General features: G+C 39.7%; 16 protein-coding genes, 9 tRNA genes and 1 pseudogene. 16 read left to right on the forward strand and 10 right to left on the reverse strand.

What is annotated here, in order from left to right; all coding sequences use genetic code 11:
- Positions 1-198 precede the first annotated feature (198 nt).
- Positions 199-678 carry a Cys-tRNA(Pro) deacylase gene (gene ybaK, locus ACJZU6_RS05410; protein ID WP_408900921.1) on the forward strand — a complete coding sequence of 160 codons (480 nt, stop codon included), beginning with the start codon at positions 199-201 and terminating at the stop codon, positions 676-678.
- Positions 679-742: 64 nt separating this feature from the next.
- Complete coding sequence (locus ACJZU6_RS05415) at positions 743-1,357, forward strand: LysE family translocator (RefSeq protein ID WP_408900743.1); 615 nt, start codon at positions 743-745, stop codon at positions 1,355-1,357.
- A 47-nt stretch (positions 1,358-1,404) separates the two neighbouring features.
- Here the strand turns inward: ACJZU6_RS05415 and ACJZU6_RS05420 are convergent, their stop codons facing one another.
- Both ACJZU6_RS05420 and smrA read right to left on the reverse strand, forming a co-directional pair.
- A complete protein-coding gene (locus tag ACJZU6_RS05420) occupies positions 1,405-2,319 on the reverse strand; it encodes a DMT family transporter (protein WP_080158095.1) in 915 nt (304 codons plus the stop codon).
- Positions 2,320-2,495: 176 nt separating this feature from the next.
- Positions 2,496-3,077: a DNA endonuclease SmrA gene (smrA, locus tag ACJZU6_RS05425; RefSeq protein WP_080158094.1), complete on the reverse strand. Its 582-nt coding sequence runs from the start codon at positions 3,075-3,077 to the stop codon at positions 2,496-2,498.
- A 438-nt stretch (positions 3,078-3,515) separates the two neighbouring features.
- On the opposite strand from smrA, the gene ACJZU6_RS05430 reads away from it, so the two are divergent.
- From ACJZU6_RS05430 to ACJZU6_RS05470, 9 genes are all read left to right on the forward strand, one after another.
- Positions 3,516-3,592: transfer RNA gene (locus ACJZU6_RS05430), tRNA-Pro, on the forward strand.
- 8 nt (positions 3,593-3,600) lie between these two features.
- Positions 3,601-3,676: transfer RNA gene (locus ACJZU6_RS05435), tRNA-His, on the forward strand.
- A 74-nt stretch (positions 3,677-3,750) separates the two neighbouring features.
- Positions 3,751-3,827 (forward strand) — tRNA-Pro (locus tag ACJZU6_RS05440).
- Between the two features lie 39 nt (positions 3,828-3,866).
- Positions 3,867-3,943, forward strand: a tRNA-Pro gene (locus ACJZU6_RS05445).
- Positions 3,944-3,983: 40 nt separating this feature from the next.
- Positions 3,984-4,060, forward strand: a tRNA-Pro gene (locus ACJZU6_RS05450).
- Between the two features lie 40 nt (positions 4,061-4,100).
- Positions 4,101-4,177, forward strand: a tRNA-Pro gene (locus ACJZU6_RS05455).
- A 40-nt stretch (positions 4,178-4,217) separates the two neighbouring features.
- Positions 4,218-4,294 (forward strand) — tRNA-Pro (locus ACJZU6_RS05460).
- Positions 4,295-4,303: 9 nt separating this feature from the next.
- Positions 4,304-4,379 (forward strand) — tRNA-His (locus ACJZU6_RS05465).
- 147 nt (positions 4,380-4,526) lie between these two features.
- Positions 4,527-4,603 (forward strand) — tRNA-Pro (locus ACJZU6_RS05470).
- A gap of 886 nt (positions 4,604-5,489) precedes the next feature.
- Here the strand turns inward: ACJZU6_RS05470 and ACJZU6_RS05475 are convergent.
- On the reverse strand, positions 5,490-6,353 hold the full coding sequence (locus ACJZU6_RS05475; protein WP_107276868.1) for a TraB/GumN family protein: 864 nt from the start codon (positions 6,351-6,353) through the stop codon (positions 5,490-5,492).
- Between the two features lie 199 nt (positions 6,354-6,552).
- Complete coding sequence (locus tag ACJZU6_RS05480) at positions 6,553-9,441, reverse strand: copper-translocating P-type ATPase (RefSeq protein ID WP_408900744.1); 2,889 nt, start codon at positions 9,439-9,441, stop codon at positions 6,553-6,555.
- 103 nt (positions 9,442-9,544) lie between these two features.
- On the opposite strand from ACJZU6_RS05480, the gene cueR reads away from it, so the two are divergent.
- The gene (gene cueR, locus ACJZU6_RS05485; RefSeq protein WP_158258957.1) at positions 9,545-9,937 is read left to right on the forward strand and encodes a Cu(I)-responsive transcriptional regulator; all 393 of its coding nucleotides are present in this window, start codon (positions 9,545-9,547) and stop codon (positions 9,935-9,937) included.
- A 26-nt stretch (positions 9,938-9,963) separates the two neighbouring features.
- Here cueR and ACJZU6_RS05490 read toward each other — a convergent pair whose 3' ends face one another.
- Together ACJZU6_RS05490 and ACJZU6_RS05495 are read right to left on the reverse strand one after the other, a co-directional pair.
- Positions 9,964-10,401 carry a hypothetical protein gene (locus ACJZU6_RS05490; RefSeq protein WP_408900745.1) on the reverse strand — a complete coding sequence of 146 codons (438 nt, stop codon included), beginning with the start codon at positions 10,399-10,401 and terminating at the stop codon, positions 9,964-9,966.
- Positions 10,388-11,053 (reverse strand): winged helix-turn-helix domain-containing protein, encoded by a 666-nt coding sequence (locus ACJZU6_RS05495; protein WP_080158090.1) that lies wholly within the window; start codon positions 11,051-11,053, stop codon positions 10,388-10,390. The genes ACJZU6_RS05490 and ACJZU6_RS05495 overlap by 14 nt, the downstream gene beginning before the upstream one ends.
- 709 nt (positions 11,054-11,762) lie before the next feature.
- Here ACJZU6_RS05495 and ACJZU6_RS05500 point away from each other — a divergent pair.
- Together ACJZU6_RS05500 and ACJZU6_RS05505 are read left to right on the forward strand one after the other, a co-directional pair.
- A complete protein-coding gene (locus ACJZU6_RS05500; RefSeq protein ID WP_408900746.1) occupies positions 11,763-12,791 on the forward strand; it encodes an OmpA family protein in 1,029 nt (342 codons plus the stop codon).
- A gap of 142 nt (positions 12,792-12,933) precedes the next feature.
- Positions 12,934-13,347, forward strand: a complete 414-nt coding sequence (locus ACJZU6_RS05505) for an META domain-containing protein (protein WP_408900747.1) — start codon at positions 12,934-12,936, stop codon at positions 13,345-13,347.
- Between the two features lie 74 nt (positions 13,348-13,421).
- On the opposite strand, the gene ACJZU6_RS05510 is transcribed toward ACJZU6_RS05505, so the two are convergent.
- The 3 genes from ACJZU6_RS05510 to ACJZU6_RS05520 all read right to left on the reverse strand — a co-directional run bounded on the left by ACJZU6_RS05510 (position 13,422) and on the right by ACJZU6_RS05520 (position 16,147).
- On the reverse strand, positions 13,422-14,276 hold the full coding sequence (locus ACJZU6_RS05510; RefSeq protein ID WP_080158087.1) for a co-chaperone YbbN: 855 nt from the start codon (positions 14,274-14,276) through the stop codon (positions 13,422-13,424).
- 432 nt (positions 14,277-14,708) lie between these two features.
- Positions 14,709-15,536: an SDR family oxidoreductase gene (locus ACJZU6_RS05515; protein ID WP_080158086.1), complete on the reverse strand. Its 828-nt coding sequence runs from the start codon at positions 15,534-15,536 to the stop codon at positions 14,709-14,711.
- Positions 15,533-16,147, reverse strand: a complete 615-nt coding sequence (locus tag ACJZU6_RS05520; protein ID WP_408900748.1) for an arylesterase — start codon at positions 16,145-16,147, stop codon at positions 15,533-15,535. Before ACJZU6_RS05520 ends, ACJZU6_RS05515 begins: the two co-directional genes overlap by 4 nt.
- Before the next feature lie 100 nt (positions 16,148-16,247).
- On the opposite strand from ACJZU6_RS05520, the pseudogene ACJZU6_RS05525 reads away from it, so the two are divergent.
- Positions 16,248-16,868, forward strand: a pseudogene (locus ACJZU6_RS05525) (ABC transporter ATP-binding protein); the annotation flags it as partial.
- Positions 16,861-19,368 carry an ABC transporter permease gene (locus ACJZU6_RS05530; RefSeq protein ID WP_408900749.1) on the forward strand — a complete coding sequence of 836 codons (2,508 nt, stop codon included), beginning with the start codon at positions 16,861-16,863 and terminating at the stop codon, positions 19,366-19,368. The pseudogene ACJZU6_RS05525 and the gene ACJZU6_RS05530, both read left to right, overlap by 8 nt.
- A gap of 345 nt (positions 19,369-19,713) precedes the next feature.
- On the opposite strand, the gene ACJZU6_RS05535 is transcribed toward ACJZU6_RS05530, so the two are convergent.
- A complete protein-coding gene (locus ACJZU6_RS05535) occupies positions 19,714-20,616 on the reverse strand; it encodes a TIGR01777 family oxidoreductase (protein ID WP_408900750.1) in 903 nt (300 codons plus the stop codon).
- Positions 20,617-20,793 lie beyond the last annotated feature (177 nt).

A 20,793-nucleotide genomic window follows, 5' to 3' on the forward strand; every position in this document is an offset into this window, starting at 1 on the left:
GTGATGACTATTATCTAAATCTATTTTTTACGGCGCTGAATTTTCAGCGCCTTTTTTTTATACTTTTTAAAAAATATATCTCGGTATATAGTTCTGTTTTGGTAAACAGATGTGGTTAGCTTCTTTGATGGATATGATGTGAATAAAAGGGGAGCTAATTACAACTGTTTGATTAATCAAGTTGTAAGAGAAAATGTTATGACACCTGCAATTAAATTAGCAAAAAAAAATAAAATTGAATTTCAAGTTCATCAATACGAACATGATCCTGCTAATAATAACTTTGGTCATGAAGCTGCGGAAATTTTAGGGTTAGATCCTCATCGAGTTTTTAAAACACTATTATTTGCATTAAATGGTGATCCTAAAAACTTGGCTGTGGCAGTGGTTCCTGTCGCAGGGATGTTAGATCTAAAGGCAGCCGCTAAAGCCGCTGGTGGTAAAAAAGCAGAAATGGCAGATCCTAAATTAGCCGAAAAAGTGACAGGCTATATTGTGGGTGGTATTAGTCCGCTAGGACAGAAAAAACGCTTGCCGACGTTTGTTGATAGTAGCGCAGAGCAGTTTGATACTATTTGTGTTAGTGCCGGGCGTCGTGGTTTGGAAATAGAATTAGCCGCGAAAGATTTAGTGGCATTAACCAGTGGTCATTTTGCACTTATCGCAAAACAAGATTAACCAATAACAACGCATTGGGGTAATAAAGAATCCCGATATATTCATTGATAAAAGGAGATTAGCAATGACTATTACTATTTGGCTTTCTTTATTACTCATTTGTCTATTAGGTGCGATGTCACCGGGACCCAGTTTAGCGGTAGTGGCCAAACATAGCCTATCCGGTGGACGTTGGCATGGCATTGTTTGTGCGTGGGCTCATGCTTGTGGTGTGGGATGTTACGCATTACTTACCTTACTTGGGTTAGCGGTCGTTCTGCATCAATCACCCCTATTATTTACCAGTGTCAGTTATGTTGGTGCTGGGTATTTAGCTTATTTAGGACTTAATGCATTACGTTCTAAAGGCGGTGTTGCTGCAAAATTAGCACAGGGACAATCAAGCTCATTGCTTGAAGCTGCGCGTGATGGGGTGATGATCTCGTTATTTAATCCTAAATTAGCGTTATTTTTTTTAGCGCTGTTTAGTCAATTTGTCGCGGTAGGTAATGAAGTTTCATCAAAAGTAATTATTGTTGCCACGCCACTATTGGTGGATGGAATATGGTATACATTAATTGCGAGTATTTTATCTTATCCACGCGTTCTCACAGTGTTAAGAACAAAAGCACAAATGATCGATCGTCTGTCAGGGATAGTTTTACTGGGATTAGCATTACGTGTGGTGTGGTTAGCTTAATTATACCAAAACATCAAAATAGCCGAACTGAGTTCGGCTATTTTATATTAACAATTAGGCTGGTATCTTTTGTTACGTAACCAAATGGGTACAAAAGTATTTAAGAGTGTCGCTAATATAATTAAGCTAACTCCCACAATTTTGTTCCATGACATTGGGTGATTAAAGAACATGAATTGCCAAATTGCTGAGAAAATTAAATTAGTAAAAATAATCGGTGCTAATTGCGAACCTGATTCTGCAAGTTGGTAAGCTTTGGCGCGGAACACTTGCGTATTAACCGTACATACCGCCATAAATAGCAAGAGTAATAATAAAGGATGCTGCCAACCCGTTAATGTGTGCCACTCTACCGCCGTTGTCATTGGTGAGAACATCAAGAATGGTACTAAAAATATTGAGGCAATAATAAAGCTCCAAGCACTTACCCCTAAAGGTGTTAGGTTACTTTTACTTGATCGGTACATCGCCACTTGTGAGCCGGCATTAAAAATACCGCCCGCTAAACCTAATAATAAACTGCCACCAAATTTCATTTGTTCCAGGTTACCCGCAATAAAAAGTAAGCCAGTAAACGTAATACCTAAATTGATAATAATCAGGCGCTTGATCGGTGTTTTAAAAAAGATACGTTCTAAAATTGGAACAAATAAAGGACTGGTACCAAATAAAACAACGGCTTCAACAAGGCTAAGGTGTTTAATTGAGGCCAGAAAACAAAGTTGGCTACCTGTAATACAAATACCGCGAACGATTAAACCACTCCACGCTTGTTTATTGGGTTGTGACCATTGGGTGATCACCATTAACCAAAAGGCCAGAATCGCAGGGAATAAGAGTCGAAAAAAACATAGCCATGCAGGGTCAAAGCTGTGGGTTAGCCATTTAGCTAACAATCCTGTTACTGATAAGCTAAATGTAGACACTAGCATTAGCAGCATTGGGCGTATTTCTGAATTCATGAATAATCTCCTAGGGCGGCGACTTTACTTAAATTGTATGATAATTAAATTCAAAACAATTTAACCCTAGGGTATATTTATCTTACTCTTTGGCTAATGGTGTCTTTTTTATCGAAGTAGTTGTATTTTCTTTTTTTATCAGTAACTTGTTAATCATTGTCCTTGGTTATATTTTATTAGGCGTCTCGATGGTTTAGATGTCGATCGCGGGTTTGTTGTTTCTTTTCTGCACTTTTCTTGATCATTACGTAAAGTGCCCCCGTTCCACCATGCTGGCGCAATGCGGAGTGAAAACAAAGCACATCAGAAATTTGTTCTAGCCAAGTGGTGACAAAACTTTTCATTAATGCAGGAGGATTACTTCGTTCTCCTTTGCCATGAACAATCATAACCGTGCGAATATCTAAACGTTGGGATTGTTTTAAAAAAGCCAGTATTTCATCTCGAGCTTGAGATAAGGTCTTTTTGTGAAGATCTAGACGGGCATGAATGTCATATTTACCTTGTCGCATTTTCTTAAATACAGCTAATTGAACCCCATCACGTTTAAACTCAATCATGTCATCAGGTTTGACCATATTAGCGTTATCAAGCGAGAGATAATCAATATTACCATTTGCCAGTGTTTGTGCCGCAAGACGTCGAGCAAGTTGAGCTTCAGACACTTGGTATTTTTGTTGGATTAAAATTGTATCTTGTTTTATCGGCGCTACATCGGCCATCATCTCTTTAAAGAGATCTAATTCATTATTAGACATAATAGGCTCACTATAATTAAGCAATAATTTTAGTATACCTGCGCTTAATTGAAACAAAAGTGAATATATTAAGAAAGATAAAGGTAGTTATTTAAGGGTTTAAGCACTTAAATTCATTTAATATCAACTATGTCATGTAATGATATTTATCATTAAGACTTTGGAATTACTGCAAAAGTGGATAGTTGATTGTATTTTATACAGAATAAGTCATTGTTACCTCTTAAAATAGCTGGATTAGTAAGCATATTTTTTAGTTACAAAAAAAATACCGTATAGGGGTTGCTAAAATAAAAATGGCGAGTATTATAAGCGACCTCAACAACGCATAGCGCGTTGAAAAGTCGGTGAATAGCACTGTTTGATAGTGCATCTCTGATGTTAGGAATAGCGGACCAGAGGGTTAATCTTCTAGCTGCATTCTTAATAAAAATTAGTCGGTGAATAGCGCAGTTTGGTAGCGCATCTGGTTTGGGACCAGAGGGTCGGGGGTTCGAATCCCTCTTCACCGACCACTACAATGGTGGCTATAGCTCAGTTGGTAGAGTCCCGGATTGTGATTCCGGTTGTCGCGAGTTCAAGCCTCGTTAGCCACCCCATATTATAAGATGTTGATCTCCTGTCAGCATTTGGCTTTTAAAGCCCGCTTGTTTACAAGCATACAGAATTAAGTCGGTGAATAGCGCAGTTTGGTAGCGCATCTGGTTTGGGACCAGAGGGTCGGGGGTTCGAATCCCTCTTCACCGACCACTATTTAAAAGTAGTGGTTTGTTAAACCATTATTATTGTCGGTGAATAGCGCAGTTTGGTAGCGCATCTGGTTTGGGACCAGAGGGTCGGGGGTTCGAATCCCTCTTCACCGACCACTATTTAAAAGTAGTGGTTTGTTAAAACCATTATTATTGTCGGTGAATAGCGCAGTTTGGTAGCGCATCTGGTTTGGGACCAGAGGGTCGGGGGTTCGAATCCCTCTTCACCGACCACTATTTAAATAATAGTGGTTTGTTAAACCATTATTATTGTCGGTGAATAGCGCAGTTTGGTAGCGCATCTGGTTTGGGACCAGAGGGTCGGGGGTTCGAATCCCTCTTCACCGACCACTATTTAAATAATAGTGGTTTGTTAAACCATTATTATTGTCGGTGAATAGCGCAGTTTGGTAGCGCATCTGGTTTGGGACCAGAGGGTCGGGGGTTCGAATCCCTCTTCACCGACCACTTACAATGGTGGCTATAGCTCAGTTGGTAGAGTCCCGGATTGTGATTCCGGTTGTCGCGAGTTCAAGCCTCGTTAGCCACCCCATTTTCAGGTTATCTTTTATTAGAGACCTTGGCCTTATAAGCCTAAACAAAGTCGGTGAATAGCGCAGTTTTATAGCGCATCTCTGATGTTAGGAATAGCGGACCAGAGGGTTGACCCTTCTAGCAGCGTTCCTAGAAAAGAATTAGTCGGTGAATAGCGCAGTTTGGTAGCGCATCTGGTTTGGGACCAGAGGGTCGGGGGTTCGAATCCCTCTTCACCGACCACCATTAAGAAACCTGAATCGAAAGATTCAGGTTTTTTTTCGTCTATAGTGTGTGGTAATAGTGAATAGTGCAGTTTGGTAGCGCATCTCTGATGTTAGGTGTGGTGGACCTGAGGGGCGGGGGTTCCCTGATATTAGAATCTAGCTCTTCACCGACCACTATTAAGAAACCTGAATCGAAAGATTCAGGTTTTTTTTCGCCTGTAGAAAGTGGTGAATAGTGCAGTTTGGTAGCGCATCTCTGATGTTAGGTGTAGCGGATCAGAGGGGCGGGGGTTCACTGATATTAGAATCTAGCTCTTCACCGACCACCATTAAGAAACCTGAATCGAAAGATTCAGGTTTTTTTTCGTCTATAGTGTGTGGTAATAGTGAATAGTGCAGTTTGGTAGCGCATCTCTGATGTTAGGTGTAGCGGACCAGAGGGTCGGGGGTTCACTGATATTAGAACCTAGCACTTCACCGACCACTATTAAGAAACCTGAATCGAAAGATTCAGGTTTTTTTTCGTCTGTAGTGTGTGGTAATAGTGAATAGCACAGTTTGATAGCGCATCTCTGATGTTAGGTGTGGCGGACCAGAGGGGCGGGGGTTCACTGATATTAGAATCTAGCTCTTCACCGACCACTATTAAGAAACCTGAGTCGAAAGATTCAGATTTTTTTTCGTCTATATAAAATGGATAGTAGTTTGGATAACCAGAGGGTCGGGGGTTCACTGATATTAGAATCTAGCTCTTCACCGACCACTATTAATAAACCTGAATCGAAAGATTCAGGTTTTTTTTCGTCTATATAAAATGGATAGTAGTTTGGATAACCAGAGGGTCGGGGGTTCACCAATATTAGAATCTAGCTCTTCACCGACTACTATTAAGAAATCCCACTTTAGTTGCAATTGGCTTCTGTACTTGAGGTGATTTTCTCAACCTTAAAGCCTTGCTGTTTCATTAGATTAGGCAGTCCTTGATCGCCAATTAAATGAAAGGCACCAACCACAATCATAAATTTTCCTGATTGATAGGGGGCGGTGTGTGCAAGTGTTTCAGCCCAACGCTTGTTACGATCAAAAATTAAAGCATCATCAGTAGTTGGATCAATTTGGCTCTCTTGGAAAAGTTGCTCAAGTTTTTCACTGTCTCCATGTTGCCATACTTTAACCAAACAACGTAATGATGACTGGGTTCTATCCCATTCATTGATGGTTTCTATCAGCATTGGTGCACCATTCTCAGGCAGGTTTTCAAGCATATTGAATTGCTGGCTAACACTTTCTAATTCTAGAATAGGAAGATGTTGCTGTTGAGCACGCTGCAACAATACATAATCAATACCATAGTCTGATTTAAGGTCGAGCTTATTAGCTAGAGCTAACTGTAGCGTTACGGCCGTTAACCACGGTGGTTGTTGCAATAATGCTTCAAATGGAATGTTCAATGTAGTCGTGATTTTTTTTAATTTTTTGAGGACTGGTTCAGGTAATGCTTGGTGCGTAAAGGGCGGGGATAGTGTGGGCGTAACTGGTGATTGTTGTAGTATATTAGCTTCTACAATTAAGGCATCAGCTTGTTGCCATTGCTCAAGAAATATATCAGGCAGAGGGAACATTGCCTCTTTACCCGCATGAATTGAGCCTAGGACATAAAATTCACGTTGTTGGTCATAAATTTTCCATACAATAGGGTCGGCAAGTATAGGTTGAGCAATAAAAGGCAGCACTAATAATGCCTTTGATAAGAGAGATTTGAACATGCGTACCACCGATTAAGAAACATTGATTAAGTTATACCAAAGATTGATAGAAAACGAGATCAAAAAAGGCTACCGAAGTAGCCTTAATATGATTATCTAATTATTGGACTCGTATTATTTTGAATTACGAGAACGTGGATTAAGCCAGAACCACCAGACAATAAATCCAATTGCGGCAACGCCTAATAATAAACACATATTATTTCTCCTGATCTTGTCGGCTTGGCTTAAATAAACGTAACCGGTTAGCATTACTTACTACGGTAATGGATGACAACGCCATCGCTGCACCTGCAATAACAGGGCTAAGCAGTGTTCCTGTAAGAGGGAATAACACACCAGCAGCAATTGGAATGCCTAATGTATTGTAAACAAAGGCACCAAATAAATTTTCTTTGATATTTCGTAGTGTTGCTTTTGATAACTCTAATGCATCAGCAACACCGTGTAGTGAATGACGCATTAAGGTAAATTGCGCACTTTCAATCGCAACATCAGTACCACTACCCATTGCAATACCAACTTCAGCCAATGCTAGAGCTGGCGCATCATTAATACCATCACCCACCATAACTACGCGTCGACCTTGTTGTTGTAATAAGGTGATTTGTGCCGCTTTACCATCTGGTAATACTTCAGCAACGACGTCAGTGATACCGAGTTTATTGGCAATAACTTTGGCAGTTTTAACACTGTCACCTGTTAACATAACGACTTTAAGACCCATTTTTTGCATCCGTTTAACAGCGGACAATGAATCTTTACGTAATGGATCACTAATACCAATAATGCCAGCTAAAGCACCATTCTGTGCAAGATAGACAGGTGTTGCACCTTGATTAGCGATGAAATCAAAATCCATTTCAGCATGGGTAATCGTAATAGCATTTTGAACCATGAATTTAGCATTACCTAACAGTAGTTGGTGTTGATCTACTGTGCCGGAAACACCCAATCCTGAATACGTCATGAAGTCACTGTGTGGGTACAATTGTAACTGTTGTTGCTGTGCTGATTTAACAATAGCATTGGCAAGTGGGTGCTCAGATCCTTGCTCTAAGCTTGCAGCCAATTGAATTAGCTGCTCACGAGTTAGTGTATTATAAATTTTATAATCAACAACTTGTGGTTTACCCTCGGTTAATGTACCCGTTTTATCTAATACCACGGTATCAATACTTGCAGCTTGTTGCATCGCTTCGGCATCTTTAATAAGAATACCCAGCTCTGCTGCACGGCCAACACCAACGGTTACTGACATTGGTGTTGCTAAGCCTAATGCACATGGACAGGCAATAATAAGTACCGTTGTTGCGGCAACAAGCATATATACAGATGCGGGTTGTGGACCAAAATAATACCAAGCCATGGCGGTTATTATGGCAATGATCATAACACTTGGTACAAAGACACTTGAGATAGTATCTGCTAATCGTGCCAGTGCGGGTTTACTGCTTTGTGCTTGGCGGACTAATTGAATAATACGTGCCAGCATGGTGTCACTGCCAATATGTTCTGCTTTAAAAAGTAAACTGCCTTGCTGATTAATTGTCCCTGCGCGAACGTGATCCCCCGCTTTTTTATGCACCGCAAGAGGCTCTCCTGTCAGCATTGATTCGTCAAGATAGCTTGTTCCTTCAACAACAAGACCATCAACTGCAACTTTGGCCCCAGGTTTTAAACGTAATGTCATTCCTGCAATAACGGCACTTAGAGGACGTTCTATTTCTTGACCATTTTCAACCACAATTGCGGTTTGAGGTTGAAGATCGATTAAACGTTCTAACGCTTTTGATGTACGACTACGAGCACGCGCTTCTAATGCATGACCAATAGTGATTAGACCAATTATCATTGCTGATGCTTCAAAATACACGTGACGAGCAGCCAATGGGAATAAATTAGGAGCAAGAACAACTGTCATTGAAAATAGCCATGCAGCACCTGTACCTAGCGCAACAAGGGTATCCATGGTGGCACGGTGATGTAGGAAAGCTTTCCAACTATTGATATAGAAGTCTTTACCTGCTGTAACTAATAACGCCAAAGTGATCAAACCGATAATGCCCCAACTTATCTGGCTGGTCGTTGAGTTAATCACCATACTTCCGCCAAATATCCCCCATGCCATTAACGGCACACCTAATGCAAGAGAGGCTGTAGCATTACGGATATGGGTTTTAAATGTTTGTTGATTTTGCTGTTGTTGACGAATTCGGCGGGTTTGGTCATCTTCACTCTCTTCTGCGCCATAACCTGCACTTTCAATAGCCTGTATAATTGCTTGTAACGGTGCTTGGCCGTAAATTAAAGCCGTACGCTCAGCAAGGTTAACGTTAACATTACTAACCCCATCAACCGCTTTAATGGCTTTCTCTACTGATGCAACACAACTGGCACAAGTTAACCCTGATAGCAGTAATTGAGTTGCATTGTCTTGAGGTGCGATAATAGGCTCAGGCTCAGGGGCGATCACTGTATCGGTCTCAGTTATTGGTTCAATATCAGTATGTAATGTTGCTTGATAGCCGGTTGTGGTCACAATGGCGATAATATCGTCAGCAGTTAATGACGTTATTACACTGAGTGCATTTTTATCTAGTGTAATAATTTCAATATTGTCTTGAGTTAATGCTGTGGTTAATTTAGCCACACATTTACCACAAGAAAGGCCATTTAATGTGAAATCATAATGTTGTGCCGCTGAATGTGTTACGACTTGATAGCCTAATTCGACAATTATGTTTGTTAGTGCTTGCTCACTGATTGCACCATAAACATCTGCTAACTGTTTAGTAATATTAAAGTGTGCAATGTCATGACGTGCGGTTAAGGCTTGTTCTATTTTTGCCACACAGCGTCCACAAGATAACCCTGTAAGAGGCAATTGATAATGGAAGCCGACTTGGTAGCCTAATGCTGAAATAGCATCGAACAAATTAGGTAAAGAGCTGTCTACAGATACTGTTAGTTGTTCAGTATCTATATCAATGAGTTGGATGTTAGGTAATAGGCTGATAGCATCACGAATTTTATTGACGCAATGCATACAACTTACATTGGCAAGAGGAAGAGTTATTGTATTCATGTGCTCGCCTTTTTATGCTTAGATGAAATAATGCACCTAGCATAATCCTTCCAGTAACTATAATGTCAAGAGTTGTTTAACTATATAGAGGGAATAAGTGATGATGAGTATCAGTGATGTAGCTAAACAAACAGGATTGACGGCAAAAACGATTCGTTTTTATGAAAGTAAAGGGGTGATCAGTGCTGCGCCTCGTGGCTCCAATGGTTACCGTTATTATAATGAAAGTCACATTGCTGAATTGTTATTAATTAAACGTTCACGAATGATTGGTTTTTCATTAGAGGAATGCCAGCAGTTATTGGCTTTATCGACAAATCCAGATCGTCATAGTCGAGATGTTAAGCAAAAAGCACTGCAAAAATTGATAGAAATTGATCATAAAATTGAAGAGTTAAAGCAAATTAAATTAACATTGGCGGCATTAACGGATCAGTGTCCGGGAGACAAAAGTGCGCATTGCCCGATTTTGGAAAGCCTAACGAAAAACGGCTAAATAATGATTATTTAGCCGTTAGTTTGTTAGTGATCACTATCAGTCATAGATAAGGTACCATCATAAGGAATGACATGTAGTGCTTTTTTAGGTGATGAGCTATAGCTGACCATTGTATTTTTATCTAATCGTTTGAGATTAAATTGATGCCAAAAACGTTCATGAGTCCAATTGAGGCTTTCAATTGCAGCATCGGTGATTTTTTTCGTGTGATCTTCTGTATCAACGACTAATACTGCCGCATTACCAAAGGCATAAAAATAGAGTCCTTTTAATACCGTGTAGCCGTTATCTTGTTTAGGATTAGGATAGTCAATTAATGTGTATTGGCCGAATTTACAGCTGCCAAATTGTTCGTGATTGGAATTTACGTATTTATAGTTAAAGTCACACCCCATACCGTTAATAACGGGGTATAGCATTAGAAGTAATAATGCTATGACAATATATTTAAATTTTTTCATACATTTTTCCAGTGGTATCAATGTAAACCGTATTTTTACCACTCAAGTTTTGTGGCAACTTTTGTAGATTGAGCAATTCAATATTACCACAAATCTTTTGATTATTAACGGTAACGCAAGGCGGTGATTGCCAACTACTGGCCCAAAGCATAATCCAAGCAAACATAACCGTTAAACAAACGCTATAACCTATTTTTGCCATGGTAGGAAATGCGTTGTTCTTTGACGGTGTTTTAGTGTTATTTGTTTCAGTACCTGCCGCATTATTTTCAGTAAGGTTATCGGCTGGTTGTAATTGTTCTGTTTGATGTTGCTCATTATCGATAACAACTTCAGGTTGAAACTGTTGCTGAATAAAAGTGTTATTCGCGATAGTAAAACCCGCACCTTTAATCGTAATGATAATTTCATTTTTGCTCTTAAATGCTTTGCGTAAGTTAGCAATAGCAACATTCAATGAGTTTGGTACCACAACCTTATCTGGCCAACCAATTTCAAGTAGTTTTTCTCTACTGATAATTTCGCCACTGTTATCAATTAAAAATTGGAGGATTTTTGTTTCGCTAGCACTTAGTTTAGTGGTGGCTTCTTGGTTGGTATAAGCGCTTTTTTGCGGTTCAAAAACATCCTTACCGTATTTATATATGATCATGGCTCTAACTACCTATCTTAGTATCTGTTTTGCGCAGCGTATGTTTTATATGACTACTGCTTTTTATTGTTATTGCTTTCAGTATCGAAGCGCCTGGTTTTTATAGCGACATAAAATCATCATTTTTTGGTAGAGATAAAAGCGTAACAAGGGAGTTAGTTCTTCTATTTCGACCATGAAAAAGTCTATTACACATCTCGGATCTTTATTTTCAAAGCAAATGCTAACAAAAAAAAATATTTATGGAAGAGATGATAAAGGATAATTTGCACCTTAAATAGCGATATATGATTATTTATTACATTATCTATAGTATAAAAAAGTATATTTTTCATATTTTTTTTTAAGTGACGCTTATGTGGTGTTTTGTCTGTAAGTCATTGTTTGTAAATGGTTATATTGGTTGCTTGTGTTATTTTTATCTTTTTTTATATGAATTAAATCGTTTAAAAAAAACGTTATTTTCATTTATCTAAATTATTTCTGAAAGATTTATTTTTCAGAAGTCATTTTTTTGACACGTGTGAAAAAACAACAATTAATTGTGAACATCATTTTTTATTATTTGCCTTAATGCCAACTCAGTCACAAAATGGTGGGGTTCCTAACAAAGACTGTCCTGCGATACACGCTTAAAAAAATAGATAGTACGCACTTATATGGACAGACAATTAGAAAGTTTTAAAGCATTTAACCAATGGAGTTAAACATGAAATTGAAATCTCTATCTCTAGCTGTAGTAGCAGCTTTATCTCTAGGCGTTGCTACATCTGCAATGGCTGCTGATGCACCAGCAACGGCTACAAATAACACTGCTCTAACTCAATCAGCTGCAACTGGTCACTGGTACGCTGGTCAAGGCCACGGCTTCTGGGTTGGTGGTGCACTAGGTATGGGTTACGTAGGTAGCGCAGACTCTCAAGCATTTGGCGGCCAAACTAATGCTCCAAGTGCTAAATTAGATGCTGGTTACGACTTCAACCAATATGTTGGTGTATATGCTAGCTACGACTTCATGCATGACTTAGGTAACTCTGACCTAAACCTTGCAACTGTAGGTATTAAAGGTAATCTACCTCTTACACAAAAACTATCTGCATTTGCTAAAGTAGGTGGTACTTACATCTATGCAAATGACAAGAATTTTGCTGACAATGCATTCCACATGCACTCTGATAGCTTCTCAGCAACTGGTGGTTTAGGTCTGTCTTACCAGATCACTAACGCACTATCTACTCAAATCGGTGCTGATTACTACCAAAACCTACGTACTTCACAAGGTCACGCTGATCTAACTCAAGCGTACTGGGGTATGACATACAAGTTTGGTCAACCTGCAACACCTGTAATTGTTACTAACAATGTAGAAGTTGTTAAAGAAGTTGCTGTTGAAGCACAAATCCCAACTCGTTCTTCTTACGTTCTTCCATACCAAAATGGTCAAACTAAGTTAAACGACTACGGCCGTTACAACCTAGGCGAAGTTGTTGCAACTATGCAAGCTAACCCAGAAGTTAACGCTCAAATTATCGGTCGTACTGATAAAGTTGGTAGCCAAGCAATCAACGAAAAAATCTCTGCAGAACGTGCAGCGAACGTTGCTAGCTTCCTAGAAGCAAACGGTATTAGCGCATCTCGCCTAACTGTTTCTCACGTAGCTAACAGCAACCCAATCCAAACTAACTCAGCTGACAGCACTAACTACGTTCAGCGTTCAGTACAAATCATCCTTAAGTAATTAAGACGATAGTACAGGCTGTATAGTTTGAATATTAATGCCGATGAGAGATCATCGGCATTGTTTTATGCGATTGTTATCTCAATAGCTTGTTTCTAAATGAAAAAGCAGTCTATTGAGATTAAGATTGAGTTATAGAGCGATGATGAAAAAAAGTAAATTTTGTTTATTAATACTATTAGCCATTTCATTGACCGGTTGTTTTTCTAATCAACAAATGAATAAATCAACTCAACTTGTAGGGGAATGGACACTAAAGGGTGGCGTATGTATCCCTGGTGTAACAAAGCATAAACCTAAATTAGATATTAATGCTGATATGAAAGTGTCTGGTTTTACAGGTTGTAATCAATTTAAAGGACGCCTAATTGCGGCGGATGGTAGTTTTACTTTACCTAGTGTCACCCGTAGAATTTGCTTACCTGAACTTGTTACTCAGGAAGAAAATATGTTGAATGTATTACGTAGTGCGACCAGTATTGAAGTTATTAATAATACTTTGGTTATTGACTCAGGCAATAAATTTTTAGTGTTTGAAAAAACGAATGCACGTTAGCAGTTAGGTTTAATTTGCTGAATAAAAAAGGCCCGTAAGCATGACGCTGACGGGCCTTTTTATTGGTCTATCACTTAATATAGTAAAGAATACAGTTGACGACGATAAGTTCCTGCAATCGGGTTGCCTTGTCCGAGTGCCGCTAAAATATCCATCATGGTCTTTTTAGCATTACCGTCAGCAAAATTAAGATCGCTACGAAGAATATTTAATAAGAGTGCTAATGCTTCTTCATTACGGTTTACTTGGCTGTATTGAACCGCAAGCTCAAAAGCAATATTGGCATCACTTGGGTTTGCCGCTAATTTTTCTTCTAATAATTGTATTTCAGGCGAGTTACCCGCTTGTTTATGTAATTCAAGCTTGGCAAGTAGTCCTTTATATTGTGCATCTTGATCTTGCATCGGAATGGTTTCAAGAATTAACTCTGCTTCATCAAATAATCCCGCAGCCACTAAGCATTCAGCAATCGCCAGCTCAATCACACTATTTTTAGGAAATTTTTGTGCTAACTGACGTAGTAATGCGAGTGCTTGATTGTAATCTTCACTTTTTACTAACGCTAATGCGTGTTGCAGTTGTAATTCTTCGGGGGTTGGTAAATGACGGGTTAGCATTTCACGTAAACTTTGTTCTGTTTGTGGACCCGCTGAGCCATCAGTAGGTTGGCCCCCCTTAAATAGAGCGACAGTAGGTAATCCACGTACACCAAATTGAGAAGCAACCATCTGTTGAGTCTCACAGTTCACCGTTGCTAGCGTAAATTGTCCTTGGTATTCACGGGCAATTTTTTCAAGGATTGCATTTACTTCTAGCGTTTCTGGCATTGAAGGCGCCCAAAAACTGATCACCACCGGTGTTTGTATTGATTGATCGATGATTTGCTGAAGATTCTGTTCGTTTAATTCAAGAGCGACATTTTGATACATGTGCTGATATCCGTTGGCTATTTGAAAGGCTATATCAAATATATGGGGATGAATCGAGACGAATCAAGAAAAGAGCATTAAATGACATTAATTATTAAAGGTAAGCATAACCGCGAGTGTGATACAGAGACAGATAAGATTAATTTGGCGCAACGACATACTACACCTCAGATAAGACAATTTTGATGATATAAGTTTTTTGACTTGCGCTTACTGTAGCGTTTTATTGTGACACTAATATGACGTTATTATAGATTTTGTCATTGATAGAGAAGAATGTTGGTATAAAGGTTATTTGTTTAACTTTAAGCACGGAAATGTGATGTATTTTTCTTTGTTTATTTTTTGATTGTTGTTTTTGTCACCATTTTATCTGAATTCAATAAATTAAAATCAGCCATAATAAACCTTGTTATTATGGCTTATATTTAATTAATTACTCTTTATTAGCAGTTTATCTAACCATTTTGTCGGTAATATACGACGAAGAAAGCCAAAAATATATGTTGGTTGAGTAACATAGTAACGTGCTTTTGGGCGCTTACTGTTAATTATAGCCAACACTTGCTTAAATACGGCATCGGGGCTTAAAGTGAACTTATTATTTGGGGTTGTCGTGCCTAATCTATGTAATGTTTGTTGATAAGCATCATGATGACGAGAATGATTAATATCAATGTGTTGTTCAAATTGAGATTTAGCATTTTGACGAAAATGACTTTCAATAGGTCCCGGTTCTATTAAGGCAATTTTTATGGGGGTGTTCGCTAATTCTAATCGAAGCGTATCAGTATAACCTTCAATGGCAAATTTACTGGCGTTATAGGCGCCGCGGTATTTCATCGCAACTAAACCTAATACTGAACTGTTTTGAATAATTTTGCCGTGGCCTTGTTGTAGCATCAACGGGATTACTGCACGAGTTAGTTGATGCCAGCCAAAGAAGTTAGTTTCAAACTGAGCGCGCAATGCCTCTGTAGATAAATCTTCTAATGCTCCTGGTTGGCCATAAGCCGCATTGTTAAATAACACATCTAGTTGACCATTTGCTAAAACTAATGCTTGTTTTAATCCGCGATCAATCGATTCAGAACAACGAAGATCCAGTTGAATACAAGGAATACCTTGGCTATTTAATCGTTCTACATCGCGTTGTTGGCGACAACTGGCGATGACGTTATAGCCTAATTTATTGAGCTCGGCGGCGCAGTAGTAGCCAATACCAGAACTACAGCCAGTAATTAAGATAGAAGTCGTCATTGTGAACTTTCCTGATTAAGATACGGTTGAAGTTGCTTTGCCATAAATTGGGCGATAAGCGGTTGTGCTTCCGCTGTTGGATGAAGACCATCTTTCATCATCAGTTGAGGTTTAACAATGATGTCAATAAGGAAAAAAGGCAACAGTGGTACGTTCAATGATTGGCTTAACTCTGGGTAAGTATTACGAAATAACATGTTATAACGCTTACCATAATTAGGTGGAATTTCGATTTGCATTAATAACGGCTGTGATCCCATTTCTTTAATTAAAGTGATCATCTGATCGAGATTATTGCGTAGTATTTTAGGATCAAAACCGCGTAAACCATCGTTTGCACCTAATTCGATTAATACTATGTCAGGTTGGTATTGCTTAAGCAGTTGCGGCAGTCGTGCTAACCCATTACCACTGGTATCGCCTGAGATACTGGCATTGATAATTGTCGTTGGTTGGGATTGTTGGGCTAATATTTCAGGTAGTAGTACAGGCCAGCTTTTATTGGTTGGCATTTGATAACCCGCACTTAAGCTATCACCCAAGACTAATAGCGTTTGACTAAATGCTGTCGATGAAAATAACAGCATTAATAATGAAAGGATTCGTATCATGTCAATCTCCGTAATAAAAGTACACGCTGTTTCTAAACAGGTTACGACAGCCTTGTCGCCAATGACCATTTTGCAGGATGTTTCGCTTGAGGTCGAGCAAGGCGAGTCAATTGCGTTAGTGGGTGTATCAGGTGCAGGAAAATCGACCCTAATGACGTTGCTGGCAGGGTTAGATGTGCCAACTGCCGGTGAGATTGAACTATTAGGTCATAATCTAACGCGCTTAGATGATGAACAACGGGCACAGCTGCGCAGTGAATCGATTGGGTTTGTGTTTCAAAACTTCTTATTATTGCCGACCTTAAATGCGTTAGAAAACGTTACTCTGCCATGTTTGATTCAAAATAAAGCGCTCGATATTGAACGTGCTAAACAACTATTAGCTGTTGTTGGTTTACAAGGACGAGAGACTCATATACCGAGCCAATTATCAGGTGGCGAGCAACAACGGGTAGCATTAGCACGCGCGTTTATGATCAACCCTAAAATTTTGTTTGCCGATGAGCCAACAGGAAATTTAGATCAACAAACGGCTGCAATGGTGATTGAGTTATTGTTTGAGCTTAATCGAGACAACGGTACTACCCTGATATTAGTGACTCATGATGATGCCTTAGCCGCACGGTGCGATCGACTACTGCGATTAGATAATGGCATATTAAATCAAGTGCAAAATAGGACTGATAATGAGCCATTAAATAAGGACGATCGCGATGTTTAATACTGCTGTTGCTGCTAATAATCGAACATTTATTGTGCGTTGGGCATGGCGTGAAATTCGCCAAGGTCAATTATGGTTAGTCACTTTAGCGTTGAGTTTAATTATCGCGTGTGTGTTTGCGTTATCAGCATTAGTGAGCCGAGTGGAAGCGATCATTGTTGATCAAGGACGATCTGCATTAACGGCTGATAGTGTGCTTGTTTCTTCACAGCCGATTGATCTTTCGCAGCTTAAAGCATTATCAACCGATGCGGTAAAAGTCGCTCAGCAAATCCGTTTTGGTACTATGGCATTTAGTGATAACGGCATGCAGTTGGTGAGTGTTAAAGCTGTCGACTCAGGCTTTCCATTACGGGGTGAACTTAACTTACAAAGTGCAGATACCGCGTTATTAGAACACCATGTAAAACCGCAGCAATTATGGCTAACTGAGCGTTTATTTTCGCTGTTAAACGTGAAAATTGGTGATGTACTCATGCTGGGTGATGCTGAGTTAACCGTTAGTGGCCGTATTACCCAAGATCCTGAATTATCGTTTAATCCGTTTAGCCAAATGCCGACGGTGTTTATTCATCAACAAGATATTGAAGCTGTCGGTGGTGTGCAGCCCGGCAGTCGCATCAGCTATCGTTATTATTTCTCTGGTTCCAATCAAGTATTAGATGATATTCGTCAGCTATTAATCTTAACTCCAAGCCAACGGTGGCTAACTGAAAATGATGCTGGACGCAGTGGTGATTTTATTGAACGTGCGCGGCAATATTTATCGCTCACATTGGTGCTGGTGGTATTAATGGCTGCTGCCACATTAGTGCTAACTTGCCAACACTATGCGGCAACGCGTAAGACGGCGGTGGCGATGATGAAAAGTCTTGGTGCGACCCAAGGTTTTTTATGGCGCTGGCTATTAACTCAGATCGGCCTCGTGTTTGTGGTTGCGATCATTGTTGGTTTAATGCTCGGATTAGGACTTGAGTGGTTGCTGCGTTATCCCCTGCAAAACTTATTACCCGATCAGCTACCTGCGATGGGAATTGCGCCTTTTGCGATCAGTTTATTGTTGGCATTGTTAATTGCACTACCAGCGTTAGGGATCCCGCTGTCACGGTTAGTTCAAACCTCCGCGATCAATTCAGTACAAGTATCGACAATAGCCCCCACTTCTAGTCGTTTGGCATGGTTACTGTTATTGCCTCCTGTGTTAGCGGCTATCGTGTGGATTGGCACTAATTTTTTAGTGTGGTTAACCCTGTTAGGTATCGTGGGGTTGTTGTTGGTTTTAGCGGGTATTGGTGTGACTGCTATCGCGTTATTACAACGAGTGAAATTAGGTGCAACTTATAGTTTAGCGTTAAGCCGTGTGAATCGCAGTAAAACCAAAACTGCGACTCAACTGGTGGCGTTAACTTGCTCATTAATGTTATTGGCGGTGATTGGATTATTACGTAATGAATTACTCGCGGATTGGCAAAATACCCTACCTGCGAATGCGCCGAATGTGTTTGCACTCAATATCGCCCCTGAGCAACAGCAAAGCTATTTAGCCGATTTAGATAAAGCTAATCTAACCCGTTCGCAAGGCTATCCAGTAACGCGAGGTCGGTTAGTCGCAATTAACGATCAACGTTTTTACGCTACATCAAATGAAACGGCGACTGATCAAGCTGAAAATAATACTGAGATAAGTAATGAGCTAAATCGAAAGGCAGATGATGAAAGTGTTGATCCTGCTTTAAAGCGTGAACTTAATTTTACGTGGGCGAAAACACTACCAAGCCATAATGTGGTTACCAAAGGGCAATGGGGTAAAGCGGACGGTGTTTCAGTTGAATCTGGAATTGCCAAACGATTGAATATTCAGTTGGGTGATAAGTTGGTATTTACCGTTGGCGGGTTGGAATTTAACGCCACCGTTAACAGCATTCGACATGTTGAATGGCGCAATATGAAGCCCAATTTTTACTTTATTTTTACGCCGGATGTGTTGCAGTCATTTCCTGCAACGGGATTAGTCAGTTTTCGGGTTGGTAAGCAACAAAATGGATTATTAAATACGTTAGCCAGTCAATATCCTACTGTGAGTGTGCTTGATTTACGGATGATGGCAACCCGTATTCAAGGCTTGTTGGCGCAAGTGAGTTGGTCGTTGACTGTGTTAGCTGGGCTAGGTGTTGTCAGCGGCTTACTGTTGATCATGACGTTGTTGCGGTTGAGTATTTCAGAGCGCCAAACCGAAATTCAGTTATACCGAACTTTAGGTGCCAGCCGAAAGCGTATTGCCGCTACTCTGTGGTTTGAGTACGGCATTATTGCTGTGTTAGCCGGTATGATTGCTGCGATAGGCGCAGAGTTTGTGGTCGGTTTGCTGGTGGTTAAAGGGTTTGAACTGCCGTTTAGTTTACATCCGCTAATGTGGTTAGGGTTGCCACTGCTAGCGATAGCATTGGTGTATTTGGTGTCATGGTCGCAGATTAATAAATTGTTGTTACCGTTACGATGATTAAGGCAACGTTATCTATATTTTAACTATAGCCAGATCATTATTTGTTTGGATTAAAAAAAGATCGAATATTTTTAATGATCAGTGCTGATGTTAATAAAATAGGTAGTGAAACCATTAAAATTAAAGCGATAGATTCAATAGTTAAAAATATAAGAGATTTAATAACAGTAAGATTGGTGAGATCTAACATAACAAACTCCAATGTTGTATTTATTATACATGTTATTGGGTGGGGATAATTATAGCAAGATATTTAGGCCTAATATCTGATGAATTTATTACAGGGTTATTACTCTACAGGGCTGTTATTCTAGTCTGCTTTTATTGTGCAAATACACTTAATTAATCCCCCAACGTCTGCTTTAACGCTTGCTCAATATCAGGGAAGGTAAAGTTAAACCCTGCAGCCAGTAATTTGTTCGGTAATGCGCGTTGACCGTCTAATAGCAGTTGTGAAGACTCTCCAAGGGCACATTTTAATACCCAAGCAGGGGTAAACAATAAATGTGGGCGATGTAAGGTGTTGGCAAGGGTAGCACTGAAAACACGATTAGTGACCGGGTTGGGAGCGGTCATATTATACGGACCTTGAGCATCATTATTATTAAGTAAAAATAAAATTCCTCGCACCATATCTTGTAGTTGGATCCATGGGAAATATTGCTGACCATCGCCAATAGGACCACCAACACCAAATTGATAAGGTAATAACATTTTCGCCAATGCACCGCCTTGTTTAGCAAGTACGATCCCCGTTCTTAATAAGCATACACGCGTTTTATCAGATTGTGCTTCAAGGGCTATTTGTTCCCACTGAGAGCAAACTTGCTGGGAAAAATCAGTATTATTAGGTGTAATATTAAATGTTTCATCAATGATTTGATCGTGCTGATTACCGTAGATACCAACAGCCGAGCCACTAATAAATGTATGAGGAGGGTTATCACTGGCTTTTATTTTATCAACCAGTTGTTGGGTGATATTCCAGCGGCTGTCTTCAATAACATGTTTTTGTTGAGCACTCCAACGCTTGCCAATGATTGGTTCACCCGCAAGATTAATAACAGCATCGAATTGATCAAGGCTAGGTAATGACTCAAGTAAATCAAGCGCGTTAATATGATGACCTAATTGTTGATAAGCGCGAGCGGGATCACGGCTAATAACCGTAATTTCATCATGATTTAAATGGGGAAGCAGTGCTTTACCGATGAGCCCTGTCGCGCCCGTCACTAAGATTTTCATAGTGTTATTCCTCGCGGTTATCGATGTACTATATTAAATTAACTGATGCTGTAAGCAAGTTTGTGCTGCAATGAATATTATTATTGCCAATTACTTTCACAGTATAAGTGATACTGGCTGATCACATTATGGCTTGATTGTGATAATAGTATTTTTATTGCAGCTCACGTAGACTGA

The sequence above is a fragment of the Photobacterium piscicola genome, from assembly GCF_046058925.1.
GTDB classification, from domain to species: Bacteria; Pseudomonadota; Gammaproteobacteria; order Enterobacterales; family Vibrionaceae; genus Photobacterium; species Photobacterium piscicola.